At 68.2% G+C, this 20,296-nt stretch carries 15 protein-coding genes; 4 read left to right on the forward strand and 11 right to left on the reverse strand.

Annotated elements, in window-relative coordinates; genetic code table 11:
* From ACPEH1_RS18975 to hflK, 4 genes are all read right to left on the reverse strand, one after another.
* Nucleotides 1-294, reverse strand: a 294-nt coding sequence (locus ACPEH1_RS18975) for an adenylosuccinate synthetase (RefSeq protein ID WP_423716210.1), incomplete at its 3' end; no start/stop codon positions are given.
* Nucleotides 295-380: 86 nt separating this feature from the next.
* Entirely contained in the window at nt 381-566 is a 186-nt protein-coding gene (locus ACPEH1_RS18980) for a DUF2065 domain-containing protein (protein ID WP_026070572.1), read from the reverse strand.
* 78 nt (nt 567-644) lie between these two features.
* Nucleotides 645-1,508 (reverse strand): protease modulator HflC, encoded by an 864-nt coding sequence (gene hflC / locus ACPEH1_RS18985; RefSeq protein WP_017354822.1) that lies wholly within the window; start codon nt 1,506-1,508, stop codon nt 645-647.
* On the reverse strand, nt 1,505-2,641 hold the full coding sequence (gene hflK / locus ACPEH1_RS18990; RefSeq protein ID WP_136003098.1) for an FtsH protease activity modulator HflK: 1,137 nt from the start codon (nt 2,639-2,641) through the stop codon (nt 1,505-1,507). Before hflK ends, hflC begins: the two co-directional genes overlap by 4 nt.
* A 205-nt stretch (nt 2,642-2,846) precedes the next feature.
* Between hflK and ACPEH1_RS18995 the strand changes: the two genes are divergently transcribed.
* Together ACPEH1_RS18995 and pilH are read left to right on the forward strand one after the other, a co-directional pair.
* Nucleotides 2,847-3,845, forward strand: coding sequence for a YhdH/YhfP family quinone oxidoreductase (locus ACPEH1_RS18995; protein WP_136003097.1), 999 nt, complete (start codon nt 2,847-2,849; stop codon nt 3,843-3,845).
* An 89-nt stretch (nt 3,846-3,934) separates the two neighbouring features.
* Complete coding sequence (gene pilH / locus ACPEH1_RS19000; protein WP_026070786.1) at nt 3,935-4,318, forward strand: twitching motility response regulator PilH; 384 nt, start codon at nt 3,935-3,937, stop codon at nt 4,316-4,318.
* 40 nt (nt 4,319-4,358) lie between these two features.
* On the opposite strand, the gene ACPEH1_RS19005 is transcribed toward pilH, so the two are convergent.
* Nucleotides 4,359-5,258, reverse strand: a complete 900-nt coding sequence (locus tag ACPEH1_RS19005; protein ID WP_423716211.1) for a DnaJ C-terminal domain-containing protein — start codon at nt 5,256-5,258, stop codon at nt 4,359-4,361.
* A 224-nt stretch (nt 5,259-5,482) separates the two neighbouring features.
* On the opposite strand from ACPEH1_RS19005, the gene ACPEH1_RS19010 reads away from it, so the two are divergent.
* Together ACPEH1_RS19010 and ACPEH1_RS19015 are read left to right on the forward strand one after the other, a co-directional pair.
* A complete protein-coding gene (locus tag ACPEH1_RS19010; RefSeq protein ID WP_017356157.1) occupies nt 5,483-5,965 on the forward strand; it encodes a peroxiredoxin in 483 nt (160 codons plus the stop codon).
* Nucleotides 5,966-5,994: 29 nt separating this feature from the next.
* Nucleotides 5,995-6,588 (forward strand): ferritin-like domain-containing protein, encoded by a 594-nt coding sequence (locus tag ACPEH1_RS19015; RefSeq protein WP_153164641.1) that lies wholly within the window; start codon nt 5,995-5,997, stop codon nt 6,586-6,588.
* 42 nt (nt 6,589-6,630) lie between these two features.
* Here the strand turns inward: ACPEH1_RS19015 and pbpC are convergent, their stop codons facing one another.
* The 6 genes from pbpC to ACPEH1_RS19045 all read right to left on the reverse strand — a co-directional run.
* Nucleotides 6,631-9,003 (reverse strand): penicillin-binding protein 1C, encoded by a 2,373-nt coding sequence (gene pbpC, locus ACPEH1_RS19020; RefSeq protein WP_423716212.1) that lies wholly within the window; start codon nt 9,001-9,003, stop codon nt 6,631-6,633.
* Between the two features lie 55 nt (nt 9,004-9,058).
* Nucleotides 9,059-13,993 (reverse strand): alpha-2-macroglobulin family protein, encoded by a 4,935-nt coding sequence (locus ACPEH1_RS19025; protein WP_423716213.1) that lies wholly within the window; start codon nt 13,991-13,993, stop codon nt 9,059-9,061.
* A gap of 99 nt (nt 13,994-14,092) precedes the next feature.
* Complete coding sequence (locus ACPEH1_RS19030) at nt 14,093-15,547, reverse strand: bifunctional 2-methylcitrate dehydratase/aconitate hydratase (RefSeq protein ID WP_017355918.1); 1,455 nt, start codon at nt 15,545-15,547, stop codon at nt 14,093-14,095.
* Nucleotides 15,548-15,608: 61 nt separating this feature from the next.
* On the reverse strand, nt 15,609-16,790 hold the full coding sequence (gene prpF, locus ACPEH1_RS19035) for a 2-methylaconitate cis-trans isomerase PrpF (protein WP_423716214.1): 1,182 nt from the start codon (nt 16,788-16,790) through the stop codon (nt 15,609-15,611).
* Between the two features lie 54 nt (nt 16,791-16,844).
* On the reverse strand, nt 16,845-19,460 hold the full coding sequence (gene acnD, locus ACPEH1_RS19040) for a Fe/S-dependent 2-methylisocitrate dehydratase AcnD (RefSeq protein ID WP_017355920.1): 2,616 nt from the start codon (nt 19,458-19,460) through the stop codon (nt 16,845-16,847).
* Nucleotides 19,461-19,599: 139 nt separating this feature from the next.
* Nucleotides 19,600-20,296, reverse strand: a 697-nt coding sequence (locus ACPEH1_RS19045) for a citrate/2-methylcitrate synthase (RefSeq protein ID WP_423716215.1), incomplete at its 5' end; no start/stop codon positions are given.

Consider the following 20,296-nt stretch of genomic DNA (forward strand, 5'->3'; position numbering starts at 1 on the left):
CAGGGTGTGGCCGGCATTGTGACCGCCCTGGAAGCGCACGACGGCGCCGATTTCCTCGGTGAGCAGATCGACGATCTTGCCTTTGCCTTCATCGCCCCACTGGGCACCAAGCACTACGACAGACTGACCCATGACGGGCTCCTCAATGTGTTGCGGCCATCGGGGCCGCGGACGGGTAGACCGTGGCGGGGCTGGCCAGCGCGGTGATGGCGGCTCCAAACGGGGAGCGGCCGGCGATGGAAGGCCCAGACACAGAAAAAGCCGAACGGGGAGGCCCGTCCGGCTTTTGTGCATTATCCGGGTTTCCGGGGTCCGGTGCCACCCCGGCGGCACGCGGCTTCACCGTCCGGTCAGGCCCGCCATCCGGGGGCCGGGCCGTCTCAATGCTTCAGCCACCACAGCGTGGTGAGGCCGGCCAGCAGGATCACCCCGCCCCAGGTCCGCAGGGCGCTGCTGCGCAGCATCAGCAGCTGCTCGGCCATGCGCTTCCAGGCACGGGGCGCGACGAACAGGAACAGGCCTTCGAACACGGCCACCAGGCACAGCGCCGAGAACAGGTCTTTCATGAAGAACTCCACACCATCACAAATGAAACGGGGACCCGGTCTGCACCGGGTCCCCGTGGGCTACTGCCGTCTGCGGCCTCAGCGATCGCTCTTGAGGTACTGCAGGAACGGATCGTTCTTGTCGAGCACGATCACGCCATTGCCGTCGGTCATGGAGCCGCGGTAGGCCTCCAGGCTGCGGTAGAAGGCGTAGAACGACGGGTCGGCCGAACCGGCCTTGCCGTAGATGCGGGCGGCTTCGGCGTCACCGGCACCGCGCAGCTGCTGGGCATCGCGCTCGGCTTCGGCCACCAGCACGGTGCTGTCGCGGTCGGCCTGGGCACGGATGGTCAGCGACTGCTCCTCACCCTCGGCGCGCAGCTTGGCCGCTTCCTGCTTGCGCTGGGCGCGCATGCGCTCGTACACATCGTTGATCACCTGGCTGTCGGTGGGCAGGTCGATCTGCTTGATGCGCAGGTCGATGATTTCCATGCCCAGTTCCTTGACCGCCTTGTTGATGCCGGTCAACTGGTTGGCGATCAGTTCGCTGCGATCACCCGACACCAGCTGCTGCAGGGTGCGCGAGTTGATCTGGTTGCGCAGCGAGTCGGTGATGATCGGTGCCAGGCGCGCATTGGCCAGGGCGGCATCGCCACCGGTGGCGCGGTAGTAGTTGCGCACGTCGGAAATGCGGCCGATGGCGAAGAAGTCGACGCTGACGTCCTTCTGCTCGGCGGTGAAGTAACGCGCCGGCGCGGTGTCCAGCACCTGGAAGCGGCGGTCGAACACGCGTACCGATTCCACCAGCGGCACCTTGAAGTGCAGGCCCGGCTTGATGTCCGCACGGACCACCTTGCCCAGGTTCAACACCATCGCGGTCTGGTCCTCACGGACCACGTACACCGACCCCAACAGGCCCAGCAGGGCGGCCACGGCCAACCCGATCCACAGTGAACTCTTCATCGGCTGGCTCCTTCACGACCGGTCGGTCGTCCGGTGGGTCGGGTGGTCGGGCGCTCGGCATCGCGCGCCCCATCCACCGGCGTGCTGGCCGGCAACGACGGCAGCATCACTTCCGGGGTCACCGCCGGGGCGGCGCCGGCGGCACCGGCGCGGGCATCACCCGGCATCGGCACGTAGATCAGCTGGCGGCCATCGCCACCGATGATCTTGCGGTTCTGCGAGAGCACCTGCTCCACCGTTTCCAGCCACAGCCGCTTGCGGGTGACTTCCGGGGCGTCCTTGTACTGCACCTGCAGCAGGCTGAAGCGGTCGGCATCACCCTGCGCCTTGGACACCACCGCCTGCTTGTAGCCTTCGGCGGTGGTGCGGGCACGCGAGGCCTGGCCGCGCGCTTCGGGCACGACCTTGGCCGCATAGGCCTGGGCTTCGTTGATCAGGCGTTCCTTGACCTGCTGCGCGCCGTTGACCTCGTCGAACGCCGGCTTCACTTCTTCCGGCGGGCGCGCGTCGGGCAGGGTCAGCCCGGTCACGACCAGGCCGGTCTGGTAGGCCTTCAGCGCCGACTGCAGACGCTCTTCGGCGACCACGGCCAGCGGGCCGCGGTTGTTCAGCACGGTATTGAGGTCGGCACGGCCCACCTGCTCGCGCACCGCGCTCTGCGCCGACTGCTCCAGCACCTGGTCGGCCGAGACCGAACCGAACAGGTACTTCTGCGGATCGGCGATGCGGTACTGCACGTTGACCGAGACGTTGACGATGTTCTCGTCACGGGTCAGCACCGGCACCTGGCTGCTGAAGGTCTTGATCTGGGTGGCATTGACCTTGGTCACCGATTCGATCGGCCACGGCAGCTTGAAGTTCGGGCCAGGCCCCAGGATCCGCGAGAACTGGCCGAAACGCAGCACCACGCCACGTTGCTGTTCGCCGATCAGCTGGAAACTGGAGAACAGCAGCAGCAGCACCACCGCCACCGCGACCCAGCGCAGGATGTTCCCATCGAACATCTCCTTCAGCGGTCCGGGCAATCCGCCCCAACCACCGCCATTGCCGCCGCCGCGCGGCTTGAACGGCCCGCGTCGATTATCGTCGGGGCCTTGTCCGCCCTTGTTGCCGCCGGGTGTATTCCAGGCCATGCACGCTCCATCAAGGTAAGGCTGCCTGCGGGCCACTCCCGCAACGTCAACCGGTGTATCTCATCCGATTCTACTAGATGGGGCTGACCGGCAGGATTGGAAGGGGGAAGGTGGCGCGGGATGCGATTCATGCAGCCTTGCACCGGCCCCGCCCCCGCTGCCAGCGGGTAAGGTGTGTGCCTCCCTTCCCCGCCAGGTCCCGGCCATGCTCCCTTCCGCCCCCTTCGACGCATTCCGCATCCACCAGGCCGCCGACGGCGGCCATCGGGCCGGGATGGAGCAGATCGGACTGGACGACCTGGCGCCCGGCGAGGTGGTGATCCGGGCCGGCTGGTCCTCGGTCAACTACAAGGATGCCCTGGCCGGCACCGGCACGGGGCGGATCCTGCGACGCTTTCCGCTGGTGGGCGGGATCGATGTGGCCGGCACGGTGGTCGCCTCCACCGACCCGGCCTGGCGCGAAGGCGATGCGGTGCTGGCCACCGGCTGCGGGCTGAGCGAGACCCGCGATGGCGGCTACAGCCAGTATGTCCGGCTGGCCTCCAGCGCGGTGATCGCCCAGCCGGCCGGGCTGACCCCGCGCGAGGCGATGATCCTGGGCACGGCCGGTTTCACTGCCGCGCTGGCGCTGCTGCGCATGCTCGACAACCGGCTGACGCCCGAACTGGGGCCGCTGGCGGTCACCGGCGCCACCGGCGGCGTGGGCTCGCTGGCGGTGGACATCTTCAGCCAGGCCGGATTCGAGGTGCATGCCATCAGCGGCAAGGCCGGGCAGGCCGACTACCTGCGCGGCCTGGGGGCGCGTGAGGTGCTGCCGCGCGAGGCGCTGGCCACCACCCGGCCGATGGAATCGGCGCGCTTCGGTGGCGGCCTGGACAACGCCGGCGGGCCGATGCTGGCCAGCCTGCTGGCGCAGACCGCGCCGTACGGCAGCGTGGTCAGTGCCGGACTCGCCGCCAGCCCTGCGCTGGACATGACGGTGATGCCCTTCATCATCCGCGGCGTGTCGCTGCTGGGCGTGTCCTCCTCCAGCGCGCCGCGGGTGCTGCGCGAGAAGGTGTGGGACAAGCTCGGCAGCGAGTGGCGGCCGCGCCACCTGGAGCGCATCTGCACCGGCGAAGTGGGCCTGGACGGCCTGCCTGGGGTGTTCGAACGGCTCCTGGCCGGCGGAGGGCACGGGCGTACGGTGGTACGAATCGACTGAGCGCGCCAGCCGGGCGACGGACGGTGCGCCGGATGCTTCACGCCGATGCGAGGCGCGCACTACACTGCGCGCATCACATGGGGAACAACATGGCACGCATTCTGATCGTCGACGATTCACCGTCGCAGCTGTTGGGGATACAGCGCATCGTCGAGAAGCTCGGTCACGAGATCCTGACCGCCACCGATGGTGCGGCCGGTGTGGAAGCGGCCAAGGCCGAACTGCCCGACCTGGTCCTGATGGACGTGGTGATGCCCAACCTCAACGGCTTCCAGGCGACCCGCACGCTGTCGCGCGATGCGGCCACCAAGCATATCCCGGTGATCCTGGTGACCACCAAGGACCAGGACACCGACCGCATGTGGGGCATGCGGCAGGGCGCCAAGGCCTACATCACCAAGCCGTTCTCCGAGGACGAGCTGTCCGAGGTGCTGGAGCGGGTGTTCAGCAGCCAGGAACCGCCGGCCCTTTGACCCGCGTGCCGACCTGCGGTCGGCACCCACCGGGCGTCGTTCAGATCTTCTCGCCGAAGGCCTTGGCCAGCGCCTTGTAGGCCTTTTTCTGCGCTTCTTCGGTCGGGGCCGGCGCGACGATCTCCAGTTCCACGATCTGGTCCCCGTCCGGCGTGCCGGGCAGGCCGCGGCCACGCAGGCGCAGCTTGCGCCCCGCATCCGAATCGGCCGGCACCTTCAGTTCCACCGCACCGCCCAGCGTCGGGACGCTGATGCTGGTGCCCAGCGCCGCCTGCCACGGCGTCACCTGCAGGGTGTAGAGCACGTTGCGTCCGTCCACCTCGAACTGCGGATGTTCGGCGTACTCCACTTCCAGCAGCAGGTTGCCACCGCCGTTGCCCTGCCCGGTCAGACGGATCACCTGGCCGGGACGGATGCCCTTGGGGACGCGCACGTCCAGCTGGCGGCCGTTGACGTTGATGCGCAGCGAGTCGCCGGCATAAGCCGCTTCCAGCGGCACGGAGAGTTTGGCGCGGGTGTCGCGCAGCGGCTGCTGGCCAGCGCCGGCGCCGGCGAAACCGCTGGAGCGCCCGCCACCGCCACCGCCGCGCTGGCGCGCGAACAGGCTTTCGAAGAAGTCGCTGAACCCGCCACCGCCGGCGCCACCGCCGAACACCTCCTCGAAATCAAAGCCCTGGCCACCGCCATAGTTCGGCGGTGCGTGGAACTCCTCGCCCGGGCGATAGCCCTGCGCCTTGAGCTGGTCGTAGGCGGCGCGCTTCTGCGGGTCGCGCAGGGCCTCATAGGCCTCGTTGACGGCCTTGAACTTCTCTTCCGCGCCGGCCTCCTTGCTGACGTCGGGGTGGTACTTGCGCGCCAGCCGCCGGTAGGCGGTCTTGATCTCCGCGTCGCCCGCGGTCGGTTCCACACCGAGCGTGGCGTAATAATCCTTGAATTCCATCCAGACACCTCGAATAAGTTCGGTCGCCCACGCAGGCGGGCACCGTCCGGCCAATTCTAGCGGTTGGCGACGCTTCCGCCCGTCACCCCCGGGCCCGCGGCTTGATCCTGCGCAATGCCAGCGCCATCGACGAGGGCCAGAATGGGGCTGGACAGCGCGTTTTCAACGTTTTGACGCCGCCCTCCCATCGCCCGCCCTACCCTGCCGCTGTACAAGGAGCCCGCATGACCATCCACGTAGGCGATCGCATCCCCGAAGTGACCCTCAAGCGCATCCGCGAGGGCATGGAGACCATCGACACCCACGCCCTGTTCGACGGGCGCAAGGCGGTGCTGTTTGCCGTGCCGGGGGCCTTCACGCCCACCTGCTCGGCCCGCCACCTGCCCGGCTACATCGAGCACTTCGCCGATTTCCGCCACCTCGGCATCGATGTGTTCTGCATGGCCGTCAACGACCCGTTCGTGATGAAGGCCTGGGGCGAAAGCCAACAGGTCCCCGATGGCCTGCAGATGCTGTCGGACGGCAACGGCGAATTCACCCGCGCCCTGGGTCTGGAGATGGACGCCAGCAGTTCCTGCATGGGCCTGCGCTCGCGCCGCTTCGCGCTGTACGTCGAAGACGGCGTCGTGCGCCAGACCTTCATCGAAGAACCCGGCACATTCGAGGTGTCCTCCGCGCAGTACGTGCTGGAGCACCTTTCCCGCTGAACCCACGCAACAGAGGAACCCGGCCAGCCATGTCAAAGCCAGCCAAGAATGCCCGCCCCGCCCCTTCTTCCGCCGCCGGCACCCGACGTCCGGCCGGCATCAGCGACACCGCCACCCTGCGTGCGCGTGCGCGCAAGGACATCGAAGACGGCGCCATCACCGACACCTACAGCGCCGACCGCAAGGCGGTGATCAAGCTGCTCAACGACGCCCTGGCCACCGAATATGTGTGCGTGCTGCGCTACTACCGCCACTACTTCATGGCCAAGGGCATGCTCGCCGATGCGGTGAAGGCCGAGTTCCTTGAACATGCCCAGCAGGAGCAGGCGCATGCCGGCAAGCTGGCCGAGCGCATCGTGCAGCTGGGCGGGGAACCGGACCTCAATCCGGACACGCTGACCGCGCGCTCGCACGCCGAGTACAAGGAAGGCACCGATCTGCGCGACATGGTCCGTGAGAACCTGATCGCCGAGCGCATCGCGATCGACAGCTATCGCGAGATGATCAACTTCGTCGGCGACAAGGACACCACGACCAAGCGCATCCTGGAAGAGATCCTGGCGCAGGAAGAGGAGCACGCTGACGAATTCGCCGACCTGCTGGAAGGCTGGATCGGCGAGTAGCACTGGCGGCCGGCCGGCGGCCGACACCCACCTGCGCTGCGCTCAGCGCAGGATGCGGAAGCGCACCTGGGTCCAGGCGCCATCCGTGGCGAGTGTGGTCAGGGTGTGGTCGCCGACGTCGTCAAAATCCCGCTGGAACAGGCGCGCGCCTTCGGTGCGCGCGATCCAGCGGTCATCCAGCAGCCAGTCGATGCTGCCATCTGTCCCGAGCGCACGCAGCTGCAGGCGCACACCGTGCTCGGCGTTGGGTGCCCGTGCCAACGTCGCACGGTCGTTGAGCCCTTCGATGTGCAGGCTGCCGCCGCTCTGCCGGCCGTCGTCGCGGCAGTCCGGGGACAGCGCGGGCAACTGCGCGGCGCGGCGCTGCGCCAACGGCAGCCACGGCGATACCAGCGCCGGCCAGCGGGCGATCTCGCGCGCTTCGGCCACATGCGGTGCGCTGCAGTCAGGCGACAGCCGCAGGCCGGTGCGCGCGTCCACCTCGAAGCGCTGCCGCCCGGGTTGCCAGAGCCGCGCATCACGCTCGGCAAACGTCGGCGGCACCACCCCGTCCAGCACGAACGCCTGCAGGCGACGCTGGCACAGGTCAGGCGGCGTACCGTCCGCCAGCTCACCGGTCGGCCAGCAGATGTCGGTGCGGGTCACGCTGGCCGGCATCGGCGCCGCGCTGGCATCGCCGCTCTGGCGCGGCAGGCTGTCGATCACTTCGAACATAAGCGGCAACGCGGTGACCGCGCCGTACTGGCCGGGCAGCGGGGTGCCGTCAGGCCGCCCGACCCACACGCCCACCGTGTAGTGCCGCGTGCTGCCAATCGCCCACGCGTCGCGGTAGCCATAGCTGGTGCCGGTCTTCCAGGCCACGCGCGGCCGGCCGGTGACATCGAAGGTGCCGGTGCCGTAGCCAGGGCGCGGATTGGATTCAAGCACCTCGCGGGTGATCCACGCCGCGCCCGGCGACATCAGCCGCCGCTCGATCACCGCATCGTCGGCGGTGTAGCGCACCCGCCCGGCGATGCCATTGCGGTTGAAAGCGGCGAACGCGCCCACCAGGTCTTCCAGCCGTGCGCCGGTGCCGCCCAGGATCAGCGACAGGTTCGGGCTGCTGCCGCGTGGAAAGCGCAGGGTGATGCCGGCATGCGACAGCCGCGCGGCAAAGCGCGCCGGCCCCACCCGGTCCAGCAGGTCCACGGCGGGCACGTTCAGTGACAGCCGCAGTGCGGTAGCCGAACTGACCGGGCCGTTGAAGGCGGCATCGAAGTTGCCCGGACGGTAGCCGCCGAAGCCCTGCGGCGCATCGACCATCAGGCTTTCGGAGTGGATCAGCCCATCGTCCAGCGCCATTCCGTACAGGAACGGTTTGAGCGTGGAGCCGGGCGAACGCCAGGCCGCCACCATGTCCACGTGGCCGAGCCGTTGTTTGTCGCCGAATGCCACCGAACCGACGTAGGCGCGCGCTTCGAGGGTGCGGTTGTCGACCACCAGCAATGCCGCCGAGGTGCGCTCGGGCAGCTGCGAGAAATAGGAGGACACGCGTTCTTCGAGCGTGCGCTGCAGGCCGATGTCCAGCGTGCTCTGGATCCGCGCCGAGCGCGGCTGCGCCGACCGCAGCCGCTGCGCGAGCAAGGCGGCGTGCAGCGGCGGCTGCAGCGCGCGGGTCACCACCGGCTCGATCCGCGCATCGTCCACCTCCTCACGCGACCACACGCCGAGGTCGGCCATGCGCGTGAGGACCTTGTCGCGTGCAGCCTGCGCCGCCTCGGGATGGCGGTCCGGCCGCAGCCGGCTGGGCGACTGCGGCAGCACCGCGAGCAGCGCCGCCTCGGCATGCGACAGCGCCGAGGCCGGCTTGCCCAGGTAGGCCCAGCTCGCCGCTTCGACGCCTTCGATGGTGCCGCCGTAAGGTGCGCGCTCCAGGTACAGCGCCAGGATCTGCGCCTTGCTCAGGTGCACCTCCAGCTGCACCGCGCGCAGCAGCTGCTTGGCCTTGCCCCACGGGGTACGGGTATGCGGGTCGAGGATGCGCGCCACCTGCATGGTGAGAGTGGAACCGCCGGAGACGATCCGGCGCTCGACCACCCATTGCCTGCCGGCGCGCAGCATCGCCCACGGGTTGACGCCGGGATGGCGCCAGAACCAGCGGTCCTCGTAACCGAGCAGCGCCTGCAGGTACAGCGGCGACACACTGTCGGCGGAGGCCGGATAGCGCCACACGCCTTCGGCGTCGGCGAAGGCACGCAGCGGCGTCCCGTCACGCGCGACCACCAGTGTGCTGGTATCGCGCTGGCGTGGCAGCGGCGGCGGGAACGCCAGGTCCAGCGCCAGCAGCAGTGCCAGCGCGCCCGCCGTGCCCCAGCGCAGCCACGGCCACAGCGGCCGCAACTGGCGGCGCAGACGGGAAAGGAAGGAAAAGGTCATGGCATCAACGACACGGACCGCCGGGCCGCCGCGCGGGCGGCGACCCGGCCAGTGGCTATGGCTGCACCACGGTCAGCGTGGTCGGGTTGCTGCGGCCCACGCCGCGCAGGTCGGGACGGTACATGTCCTCCACCAGCGGCGGCGGCACGCGGTAGGTGCCCGGGGTGACCGCACGCACCAGGTAGAACACCTTGGCCGTGCTGCCACGCGAGAGTTTGAGCGCGGCCACATAGCGGTCATCGCGGAACTCCTCATGCTTGACGTTGGCCGCATCGCCGCGGTCGTTCACGCTCAGCCCGTCGACCACCACGTCGGCCCACTGCTTGGCATCGCCCAGGTTGAAGTTCTCGATCTCCAGGCCGGCCGGCAGCAGGTCGGTGAGCAGCGCGTCGGGCATGTCCACGTTCGGGGTCACGCTGACCCGCACGATCAGCGCCTCGCCCTCCTTCAGCGCACGCGGCGTCCACGGCTTGCCGTCGGTGGTGTACCAGCTGCGCTCCACGCCAAGCGTACGGCTGTCCGGCTCGGGCGGGTTGCGCGGGATGCCGGCCACTTCCAGGCTGGCGAACATCGGCGGCTCGCCCTGCGGGGTGAAGCGCACGCCCTTGGCCAGTGCGGCGTAGTCGACGCTGCGGCCGAACATGCGGCGCGCGGAGATGGCCTCGCTCTCACCGCCGATCGCCAGCTCACCGGACACCAGCTTCTTCTGGTTGGCCGCCAGCGCCTTGCCCATGCGCGCCAGCGCCACCTGTTCCTGCGTGCTCAGCCACATATAGCCGCTGTTGCGGCGTGCATCGAGCGCGCGGCCCAGGTCGATGGCCCGCGCGTCGTACGCCGGCTTGGACAGCTTGCGCTCGTGCAGCAGCGCGATCATCAGGGCGTCGTCGCGGACGGCGCTGCCGTAGTCGCCGAAGTAGGCCGGACGGTCACCCGCGCTCTTGGCGAAGCCGGCCGCGATCGCGGCATCGCCGCGCTTGTGGTCGCCCTGCAGCGACAGCGCGATGCCGAGGTGAACCAGCGACAGCCCGGTCAGCGACTTGCTGCGCTCGTTGTCATACAGCGCGCGCAGCGTGCCCAGCGGAGCGCGGTTGACGCGGGCCAGCACATAGCCCGAGTACGCCTGGTTGGCAAACTTCAGGTTCTCGCGGCGCTCCTCGCCGTAGAACTGGTTGCCGCCGGACAGCAGGTCCTCGCTGAGGCGGTTGAGCGCCTTCTGCAGCACCGTGTCCGGTACCGCAAAGCCCGCGTCTTTGGCATCGAGCAGGAACTCGGCGATGTACGGAGTGAGCCACGGATTGACGTACCCGTCGTCGCCCCACATCGAGAAGTTGCCGTTGGCCACCTGCATCGAGGCCAGCCGGCCGAACGCCCCTTCCATGCGCTCGCGGCGGGTCTTGGCATCCAGGCCATCGGCGCCGAGCATGGCCGAGGTGGCCTCATCCAGCATCAGTGCCGCATAGCCCTTGCTGGTGGTCTGCTCGGCACAGCCGTAGGGGTAGTTGAGTGCGCCGTTGAGCGCACTGGCGAACGGAATCGGCGGCAAGGCGCTGACCAGCATGCGCGCGGTCACCGAGTCGTTCATCAGGCCATCGGCCAGGCTGGCGTCCATGCTCACCGCCGCCAGCGGATCGAGCGTGCGGGTCTGCGCGCGCAGTACCTGCGGCCATGCGGCACGCACCGGCAGGTCGTAGCGACGATCCACCTTGAAACCGTTGCCGTCCACGCGCACCCGCACCTTGGCCACCGTATAGCCCTCGCGCGCGGTGAGCGGGAAGCTCAAGGTGCGCTTGGCATCGACGGCCAGGGTCAGCGCGCGGGTCGGCTCGCCCAGCGTCAGCGGCCCGATTCCATCGACCTGCACCTTGAACTCGCCCGGCTTGCCGGTGAAGTTCTGCACATCCAGGGTCACCGTACTGGTATCGCCGGGTGCGAGCACGCGCGGCATGCTGGCCTCGGCCAGGATCGGCGCGCGCACCACGGTTTCCATGTCGCGCTTGCCGTACTGGTCGTCCGAATACACCAGCGCGGAGATGCGCAGGGTACCGTTGAAGTCCGGCACCTTCAGCGCAACCCGGGCAATACCCTTGGCATCGAGCTTCACCGGGCCGGAGAACAGGTCCACGGTCTGCACGCGCGCGGTGGGCCGCTTGGCCTGTGGCATCGCCGCCAGCGCCATGTCGCCGCCGAATTTCAGCTTGCCGCTGGCGCCGTCGAAGCTTTCGATCACACGGCTGTAGATGTCGTAAGCATCCACGCCCAGGCGGCGCTGCGCGAAGAAGTGCGCGGCGGCGTCGGGTACCGGGAAGCGGGTGATGTTGAGGATGCCCACATCCACCGCCGAAACGGTGACATGCGCGACCTTGCCGGCCAGCTGCGGAGCGCTCACGGTCACCGGCAGGGTCTGCTCGGGACGCATCTGCTTGGGCGCGGACAGGCCCACGGCGATCTGTCGGGCCTTGCGGTCCATCGGCACATGCACCACCCCCACCGCGCGGGCCGGGGTGATCTTGCTCGGCGCACTGCCGCCGCGGAACACCAGGGCGGTGATGTAGATGTCGTGGCGTTCCCATTCCGCCGTCACCGGGATGTCGAAGGTGCTGCCCGGCTTGGCATCGATGTCCTGCACGTAGAGCATCTTGTCGCTTTCCACCATCAGCACACCCTTGCCGGCGTGCGGCGGGGTGACGGTGACGCGCACGGTGTCACCGGCCTTGTAGGCGGTCTTGTCCAGGGCCAGTTTGACTTTGTCGGGACGTGCATCCAGACCGCGGTTGTCGTCATTCCAGCTCCAGCCGGCACGGAACGGGTAGCGGCTGGTCAGGCCGGTGGCCGGATCGAACACGTCCAGCCGGTACTCGCCCCACTCCACCGGGAAATCGACCGTGGTGGCGGCCGTGCCGGCATCGAGGGTGCGGGTTTCCTTGTTCTCGAAGCGGCGGGTGAAGTCGTAGTCCCAGCGGTTGTCGTTGAAGCTCCAGTGGTAGTCGCGCAGCTCGCGCACCAGCGTGGCTTTCAGGCCCTTGGCCGGCTGTGCCTTGCCAGCCGCATCCACGCGCATCAGTTCGAAGCGCGCGTTGCTGTTGGCGTCGGCGCCGTCCTCGGGCTTGAACAACGGGCGCACGCCAACCAGTACCGGGGCCGGCCACATCACCCGCTTGAGGGTGCGGGTGACGGTGCGGCCACCGGTCTCGTACACGCTGCCGGACACCACCACGGCCACCGGGGCGGTCGCCTTGACCTCGGCCGGCAGCACCACGTCCTGGCGCAGTTTGCCGTCGGCCGGGAACTCGGTGTCGATCACATCGCGCGCTTCGCGCGGCAGTTCCATCGTCGGGTCGCCGAAGAAGTAGCCGGGCAGCGATTCCACCGGCGACTGTTCGGCGGCCACCGCCAGCCGCGCGGTGAAGCGGTTGCCGTCGGCCGGCGCGCCATACAGGTAGGCGGCGTCGGCCATCAGCTTGAGCGGTTCGCCCGGCTTGAGGGTCTTCTGCGCGCTGTCCAGGTCCAGCTTCATGCGCTCGGGCAGGAACTCCTCGATGCGCAGCGTCATGCCCTGGATGGCTTCCTTGCTGGCGGGGTTGGTGCGGAACTCCACCTGCCAGCGCCCGGTCGGCGCTTCGGCCGGAATGGTCTGTTCAAAGCTGATGTAGCCCTGCTCGCCCGGCTGCAGCCGGGTTTCGCGGAAGGTCTTGCCGTCCGGCTGCTTCAGCCGCAGGAACACCGGCTGGGCGGCCTTGCCCGGGCCGCCGACGGGCTTGCCGTCGTTGTCGCGCAGCAGCGCGGAAATGCGCACCGTCTCGCCGGGGCGGTAGAGGTCGCGGCCGGACCAGGCGAACACGTCGAACCAGGCGTTGTCGCGCCCGGCGACGGCGAACTCGCTCAGGTCCAGCGCCGGCTGGTTGAACGGCAGCATGGTGGTGTCGCCGCCGCTGCTGGCGATCAGCACGTGGCTGGCATCCAGCGTGTACTTCAGCAGCGCGTTGCCATTGCCGTCGGTCGCGCCCTTGAGCACCACCTCACCCTTGGCATCGAGCACGCGCAGTTCGATCTTCTTGAGCGACGCGCCGCTCTGCAGGGAGGCGGTATGGACGAACAGCGTGTCCTTGTAGGCACGCGTGTGCAGGCCGATGTCACTGACCGTGAAGAACGCGGTATCGAACTCGCTGTCGAACGAGCCGCTGCGCTTCATCACCGCAAAGTACAGACCCGGGGCCTGCAGTTCCTTGATGTCCTGGGTGGGCAGGTAGGTGAGCACCCGCTCGTTCTGCTTGCCGCCCAGCACGAAACGGTTCACGTACACCGGCTCGGCCAGCTTGGACATCGGGGTCTTGTCGCCGTATTCGCTGTCCAGTTCCCAGCTGCCTCGGCGGCCGCCGCGCTGGTACTGGCTGAAGAAGTTCGGCAGCTCTTTCTCGCGCACGCGCAGGAACTCGACGTCCACTTCCGGCACGTTCACCGACACCACCGGCAGGCCACGGCTGTCGCGCGCGGGCAGCACGCTGCCCTGCGAGGCGAAGCCGGCAGCCGGCGACAGTTCGCCGCTGAACACCTTCTGTCGCAGCTCCTTGCCGATCCTGCTGCCGTCGGCGGCGAGCAGGTCCGGCGAGACGATCACGGTGTACTCCTTGGCCGCCTCCACGAAGGGGTAGCGCAGGGTCTTGCCGTCATCGGACAGGGTCCAGCTGCTCTCGTCGGTGCCGACTTTCTCGGCAAAGCGGACCAGCGTGTCGAAGTCCTGGGTGCCGACCAGCGGGCGCGAGAACTCCAGCGCCAGCGACAGGCCGTCGCTCTTCTGGTCCGGGAAGGCGCGCACCAAAGTAAACCCGGCAACGGTCTCGGCCTTGGCCGCGATCGGCGCCCCGGAAGGGGCCGGCAGCTGGCCGCTGTCGTTGCGCTTGCAGCCCCCGACGCCCAGTACCAGGCCGGCGGCAAGCGCCAGACCCGCGATTCCCTTCCAGCCCCATTGCCCGACCCGACTGCGGCTAGCCATGACGTCACTCCTTGATCAAGGAGGCCATTATAGGCACCGAGCCTTGCGGTCAGGTTGCCGGCGCCGCTGTCCGCCCCCCCTGCCGGGCAGCGCCGGGCACTACGCCACGTAAAGGTCCACGTACTCGTGGACGGGCATCGCCTCCAGCACCACCGGGTCGAGCGAGGCGTCCAGGATGCGGCGCTGCTGCACCGTCGGGAAGAGGCCGGCCAGGTGCCGGCGGAATTTGTCCTCCAGCAGCGGAATGCCTTCGGCGCGGCGGCGGGCGTGGCCAAGCGGATACTCGACCGTCTCCTCCAGCGTGGTGCCGTCCTTGAAGGTCACGTGCAGCGCGTTGGCGATACTGCGCTTGTCCGGGTCCAGGTAGTCGGCGGTGAAGCGCGGCTCCTCCACGCAGGCGATGCGCGCGCGCAGCGGGTCGATGCGTGGATCGGCGGCGACGTCGTCCTCGTAGTCCTCGGCAACCAGCCGGCCGAAGATCAGCGCGATGGCGACCATGTACTGCACGCAGTGGTCGCGGTCGGCCGGATTGTGCAGCGGCCCGGGCTTGTCGATGATCCGCAGGCAGGCCTGCTGGGTGCGCAGGGTGATCCGCTCAATGTCCTCACTGCGCCTGCCGGCCGCCCGCATCCGGGCGTGCACCTGCATGGCCGCTTCCACCGCCGTCTGGCCGTGGAACTCGGCCGGGTAGCTGATTTTGAACAGCACGTTCTCCATCACATAGCTGCCGTAGGGACGCTGGAAGCGGAATGGCTGCCCGCCGAAAGACACGTCGTAGAACCCCCACGTCGGCGCGGTCAGGGCACTGGGATAGCCCATCTCGCCCGTGGCCGCCATCAGCGCCAGGCGCACCGCGCGGCTGGTGGCGTCGCCGGCCGCCCAGCTTTTGCGTGAACCGGTGTTCGGCGCATGCCGGTACGTGCGCAGGGCCTGTCCGTCCACCCAGGCCAGCGACACCGCGTTGAGCATGCGTTCGCGGTCCAGCCCGAGCAGGTGCGCGACCACGGCAGTGGAGGCGACCTTGACCAGCACCACGTGGTCCAGTCCGACCCGGTTGAAGGCATTTTCCAGTGCGAGGCAGCCCTGGATTTCATGCGCCTTGATCATCGACACGAGCACGTCGCGCATGGTCAACGGAGGGCGACGCAGTGCCTCGGCATTGCGGCTGAGCCAGTCGGCAGTGGCCAGGATGCCGCCGAGATTGTCCGAGGGATGGCCCCACTCGGCGGCCAGCCAGGTGTCGTTGAAATCCAGCCAGCGCACCATTGCCCCGATGTTGAAGGCGGCCTGCACCGGGTCCAGCTCGAACCGGGTACCCGGCACCCTGGCCCCGTGGACCACCCGGGTTCCCGGCGCCAGCGGCCCGAGCAGTCTGCTGCAGGCCGGGAACGACAGCGCCGCCAGCCCGCAGCCCAGGGTATCGATCAGGCAGTGCCGCGCGGTCGTGTACGCAAGGGGCGATTCCACCGGGTACTCGCGCACGTAGTCGACGATGTCGGTCATCACCGCGTCCCAGGCGACGCGCTCATTGGACGGGGGGCTGCCGCTGGACATGGTGTCGCTCCTGCTGTGGCAGCGGGGCGGAGCCCCGCTCGACGTGGGTGGGCGATGCGATTTACACGGGGACGCGCACCGCACCTTCCATCAGCACGCGCGCACTGCGGCTCATGATGGCCTTGGTGACTGTCCACTGGCCGTCAACGCAGGCCGCCTGGGCGCCCACGCGCAGCGTGCCGGACGGATGGCCGAAGGTGACCGCCTCGCGCGTGCCGCCGCCGGCGGCGCGGTTGACCAGTGTGCCGGGAATCGCCGCGGCAGTGCCGATGGCGACCGCGGCCGTGCCCATCATCGCGTGGTGCAGCTTGCCCATCGACAGCGCGCGCGCGTGCAGATCGATGTCGCCGGCCGCGATCCGCCTGCCGCTGGAGGACACGTAGTCCTGCGCGGGTGCGACGAAGGCGACCTTGGGCGTGTGCTGGCGCGTGGCCGCCTGCTCGACGCTGTCGATCAGGCCCATGCGTACCGCACCGTGCGCGCGGATCGCTTCGAACCGTGCCAGCGCGGCCTTGTCCTCATTGATCGCCGGCTGCAGCTCGGTGCCGGTGTAGCCCAGGTCGGCCGCGTTGAGGAAGAGGGTGGGAATGCCGGCGGTGATCATGGTCACCTCGAAGCGGCCCACGCCGGGCACATCGAGGATATCGACCAGGTTGCCGGTCGGGAACATCGATCCGCCATCGCCTTCGCCATCGTCGGACGGATCAAGAAACTCGAGCTGGATCTCGGCCGCGGGGAACGTCACCCCGTCCAGCTCGAAATCGCCAGTCTCCTGCACTTCCCCCCCTGCCATCGGTACGTGCGCCAGGATGGTCTTGCCGATGTTGGCCTGCCAGATGCGGACCGTGCAGATGCCGTCGCGCGGCACACGCGCCGGATCGATGAAGCCGTTGCTGATCGCAAACGGGCCGACCGCGGTGCTGAGGTTGCCGCAGTTCCCGCTCCAGTCAACGAACGCGGCATCGATCGAGACCTGGCCATACAGATAGTCGACGTCGTGGTCAGGCACCGACGGCGCGGCAATGATCACGCACTTGCTGGTGCTGGAGGTGGCGCCGCCCATGCCGTCGGTGTGCTTGCCATAGGGGTCGGGCGAACCGATCACGCGCATCAGCAGCGCATCGCGGTCCGCCCCCGGCGTCTGTGCGGCGACGGGCAGATCCTGCAGGCGGAAGAACACGCCCTTGCTGGTGCCACCGCGCATGTAGGTGGCGGGAATACGGAGCTGGGGAAGAAACGCCATGAGAAGTCCTGGTAGGAAGACGGCCCGTCGCCGGGCCGTCGTGAGGCGGGTGGATCAGGCGACCTGCGAGGATTCCAGGAAGTCCTGGGCGAAGCGCTGCAGCACGCCGCCCGCTTCGTAGATGGACACTTCCTCGGCCGTGTCCAGGCGGCAGGTGACCGGCACATTGAGCTGCTCACCGCTGCGGCGGTGGATGACCAGCGTCAGCTCGGCACGCGGCACGCGTTCGCCGATCACATCGAAGGTTTCAGTGCCGTCGATGCCCAGCGTTCTGCGGTTGACGCCTTCCTTGAACTCCAACGGCAACACGCCCATCCCGATCAGGTTGGTGCGATGGATGCGCTCGAAACCCTCGGCGACGATGGCCTCCACACCGGCCAGGCGCACGCCCTTGGCGGCCCAGTCGCGCGAGCTGCCCTGGCCGTAGTCGGCACCGGCGATGATGATCAGCGGCTGCTTGCGCGCCATGTAGGTTTCGATCGCTTCCCACATGCGGGTCACCTCGCCCTCCGGCTCCACGCGCGCCAGCGAGCCCTGTTTCACCTGCCCATCGACCACAACCATCTCGTTGATCAGCTTGGGGTTGGCGAAGGTGGCGCGCTGCGCGGTGAGGTGATCGCCACGGTGGGTGGCGTAGGAGTTGAAGTCCTCTTCCGGCAGGCCCATCTTCGCCAGGTACTCGCCGGCCGCACTGCTGGCCAGGATCGCATTGGACGGGGACAGATGGTCGGTGGTGATGTTGTCGCCCAGCACCGCCAGCGGACGCATGCCACGCAGCGGACGCTCGCCGGCCAGCGCGCCTTCCCAGTACGGCGGACGGCGGATGTAGGTGCTCTGCGGACGCCAGTCATACAGCGGGCTGATCGGCGCGCCGTGCTCCACCTTGAAGGTGAACATCGGGTCGTAGACCTGGCGGAACTGTTCCGGCTTGACGCTGGCGGCCACCACCGCGTCGATCTCGGCATCGCTGGGCCACAGGTCCTTCAGCGTGATCGGGTTGCCATCGGCGTCATGGCCGAGCGCATCCTTTTCAATGTCGAAGCGCACAGTGCCGGCAATGGCGTAGGCCACCACCAGCGGCGGCGAGGCCAGGAACGCCTGCTTGGCGTACGGATGGATGCGGCCGTCGAAGTTGCGGTTGCCCGACAGCACCGCCGTGGCATACAGGTCGCGGTCGATCACTTCCTGCTGGATCTTCGGATCAAGCGCACCGCTCATGCCGTTGCAGGTGGTGCAGGCGAAGGCGACGATTCCAAAGCCCATCTGCTCCAGGTCGCCAAGCAGGCCGGCCTCCTCCAGGTACAGCTGCACGGCTTTGGAACCGGGCGCCAGCGAGCTCTTGACCCACGGTTTGCGGGCCAGGCCGGCACGGTTTGCATTGCGCGCCAGCAGCGCAGCAGCAATCACGTTGCGCGGGTTGCTGGTGTTGGTGCAGCTGGTGATGGCCGCGATGATCACCGCGCCGTCGGGCATCAGGCCCTGTTCCTGCTCGACCTTGCCCGAGGCCAGCTTGGCTTCATCGGCGATGCCGCGCGCGGCCAGGTCGGTGGTCGCCACGCGCTTGTGCGGATTGGACGGGCCCGCCATGTTGCGAACCACGCTGGACAGATCGAACTGCAGCACGCGCGGATACTCGACCTGGGCCAGATCGTCCGACCACAGGCCGGTGGCCTTGGCATAGGTTTCCACCAGCTGCACCTGGGCTTCTTCGCGGCCGGTCAGGCGCAGGTAGTCCAGGGTCTGCTGGTCGATGGAGAACATCGCCGCGGTGGCGCCGAACTCCGGGGTCATGTTGGAGATGGTGGCGCGGTCGCCAATGGTCAGTGCCGTTGCACCCTCGCCGTAGAACTCGATCCAGGCGCCGACCACACGCTCCCTGCGCAGGAACTCGGTCAACGCCAGCACGATGTCGGTGCAGGTGATGCCGGGCTGCGGGCGGCCAGTCAGTTCCACGCCGATGATGTCGGGCAGGCGCATCCACGAGGCGCGGCCGAGCATCACGTTCTCCGCTTCCAGGCCGCCCACGCCGATCGCGATCACGCCCAGCGCATCGACATGCGGGGTATGGCTGTCGGTGCCGACGCAGGTATCCGGGAAGGCCACGCCCTCGCGCACCTGGATCACCGGCGACATCTTCTCCAGATTGATCTGGTGCATGATGCCGTTGCCCGGCGGAATCACGTCGACGTTCTTGAACGCCTTTTTGGTCCAGTTGATGAAGTGGAACCGGTCCTCATTGCGACGGTCTTCGACGGCGCGGTTCTTCGCGAAGGCAGCCTTGTCGAAGCCCGGGTACTCCACCGCCAGCGAATGATCGACGATCAGCTGGGTCGGTACCACCGGGTTGATCTGGGCCGGGTCACCCCCGGCATCGGCGATGGCATCGCGCAGGCCGGCCAGATCGACCAGCGCGGTCTGGCCGAGAATGTCATGGCAGACCACGCGCGCCGGATACCACGGGAAATCCAGGTCCTGGCGGCGCTCGATCAGCTGGCGCAGCGAGGCGTCCAGCGTGGCCGGGTCGCAGCGGCGCACCAGGTTCTCGGCCAGCACGCGCGAGGTGTACGGCAGCGTGGCGTAGGCGCCGGGCTGCAGCGCGTCGATGGCGGCACGGGTATCGAAATAATCCAGCGAGGTGCCGGGAAGGGTCTTGCGGTAGTTGCTGTTCATGGCTGGCGATAGCTGCTTGTTGGCGGGCCGGGGCGTCGTGACACCGGCAAAAAAGGAGGTGCGACGCCGCAACGGAGCAGACCGGCATCGCGCCGGCCTGTTCCGCAAGGCACCCGCGAACGGGTGCGGTACGTCGGTCTTACCTGCGCTGGTCGATCGGCACGAAGGCCTGGTCTTCCGGCCCGGTGTAGTTGGCGCTCGGCCGGATGATCTTGCCGTCGACGCGCTGCTCGATGATGTGCGCGCTCCAGCCGGAGGTGCGTGCGATGACGAACAGCGGGGTGAACATCGCCGTCGGCACGCCCATCATGTGGTAGCTCACCGCGCTGAACCAGTCCAGATTCGGGAACATCTTCTTGATGTCCCACATCACCGTTTCCAGCCGCTCGGCGATGTCGAACATCTTCAGGTTCTGCTGCTCGGTCGACAGCTCACGCGCCACGTCCTTGATCACATTGTTGCGCGGATCGCTGACGGTGTAGACCGGGTGGCCGAAGCCGATGACCACTTCCTTGCGCTCGACGCGCGCCTTGATGTCGGCTTCTGCATCGTCGGGCGAGTCATAGCGCTTCTGCACTTCGAAGGCGACTTCGTTGGCACCGCCATGCTTGGGGCCGCGCAGCGCGCCGATGCCGCCGGTGATGCAGCTGTACATGTCGCTGCCGGTGCCGGCGATGACGCGGCAGGCGAACGTGGACGCGTTGAACTCGTGCTCCGCGTACAGGATCAGCGAGGTGTGCATCGCCTTGACCCACGAATCCTGCGGCTTCTCGCCGTGCAGCAGGTGCAGGAAGTGGCCGCCGATGGAGTCATCGTCGGTTTCCACGTCGATGGCG

This window comes from Stenotrophomonas sp. NPDC077421 (assembly GCF_049545505.1).
Classification (GTDB): domain Bacteria; phylum Pseudomonadota; class Gammaproteobacteria; order Xanthomonadales; family Xanthomonadaceae; genus Stenotrophomonas; species Stenotrophomonas nematodicola.

Coding starts and splice junctions, on each gene's coding strand:
- ACPEH1_RS19025 (WP_423716213.1), bottom strand. CDS start 13,993: ATGGCTAGCCGCAGTCGGGTCGGGCAATGGGGCTGGAAGGGAATCGCG.
- ACPEH1_RS19030 (WP_017355918.1), bottom strand. CDS start 15,547: ATGTCCAGCGGCAGCCCCCCGTCCAATGAGCGCGTCGCCTGGGACGCG.
- ACPEH1_RS18995 (WP_136003097.1), top strand. CDS start 2,847: ATGCTCCCTTCCGCCCCCTTCGACGCATTCCGCATCCACCAGGCCGCC.
- hflK (WP_136003098.1), bottom strand. CDS start 2,641: ATGGCCTGGAATACACCCGGCGGCAACAAGGGCGGACAAGGCCCCGAC.
- prpF (WP_423716214.1), bottom strand. CDS start 16,790: ATGGCGTTTCTTCCCCAGCTCCGTATTCCCGCCACCTACATGCGCGGT.
- ACPEH1_RS19005 (WP_423716211.1), bottom strand. CDS start 5,258: ATGGAATTCAAGGATTATTACGCCACGCTCGGTGTGGAACCGACCGCG.
- ACPEH1_RS18980 (WP_026070572.1), bottom strand. CDS start 566: ATGAAAGACCTGTTCTCGGCGCTGTGCCTGGTGGCCGTGTTCGAAGGC.
- acnD (WP_017355920.1), bottom strand. CDS start 19,460: ATGAACAGCAACTACCGCAAGACCCTTCCCGGCACCTCGCTGGATTAT.
- hflC (WP_017354822.1), bottom strand. CDS start 1,508: ATGAAGAGTTCACTGTGGATCGGGTTGGCCGTGGCCGCCCTGCTGGGC.
- ACPEH1_RS19015 (WP_153164641.1), top strand. CDS start 5,995: ATGTCAAAGCCAGCCAAGAATGCCCGCCCCGCCCCTTCTTCCGCCGCC.
- pilH (WP_026070786.1), top strand. CDS start 3,935: ATGGCACGCATTCTGATCGTCGACGATTCACCGTCGCAGCTGTTGGGG.
- pbpC (WP_423716212.1), bottom strand. CDS start 9,003: ATGACCTTTTCCTTCCTTTCCCGTCTGCGCCGCCAGTTGCGGCCGCTG.
- ACPEH1_RS19010 (WP_017356157.1), top strand. CDS start 5,483: ATGACCATCCACGTAGGCGATCGCATCCCCGAAGTGACCCTCAAGCGC.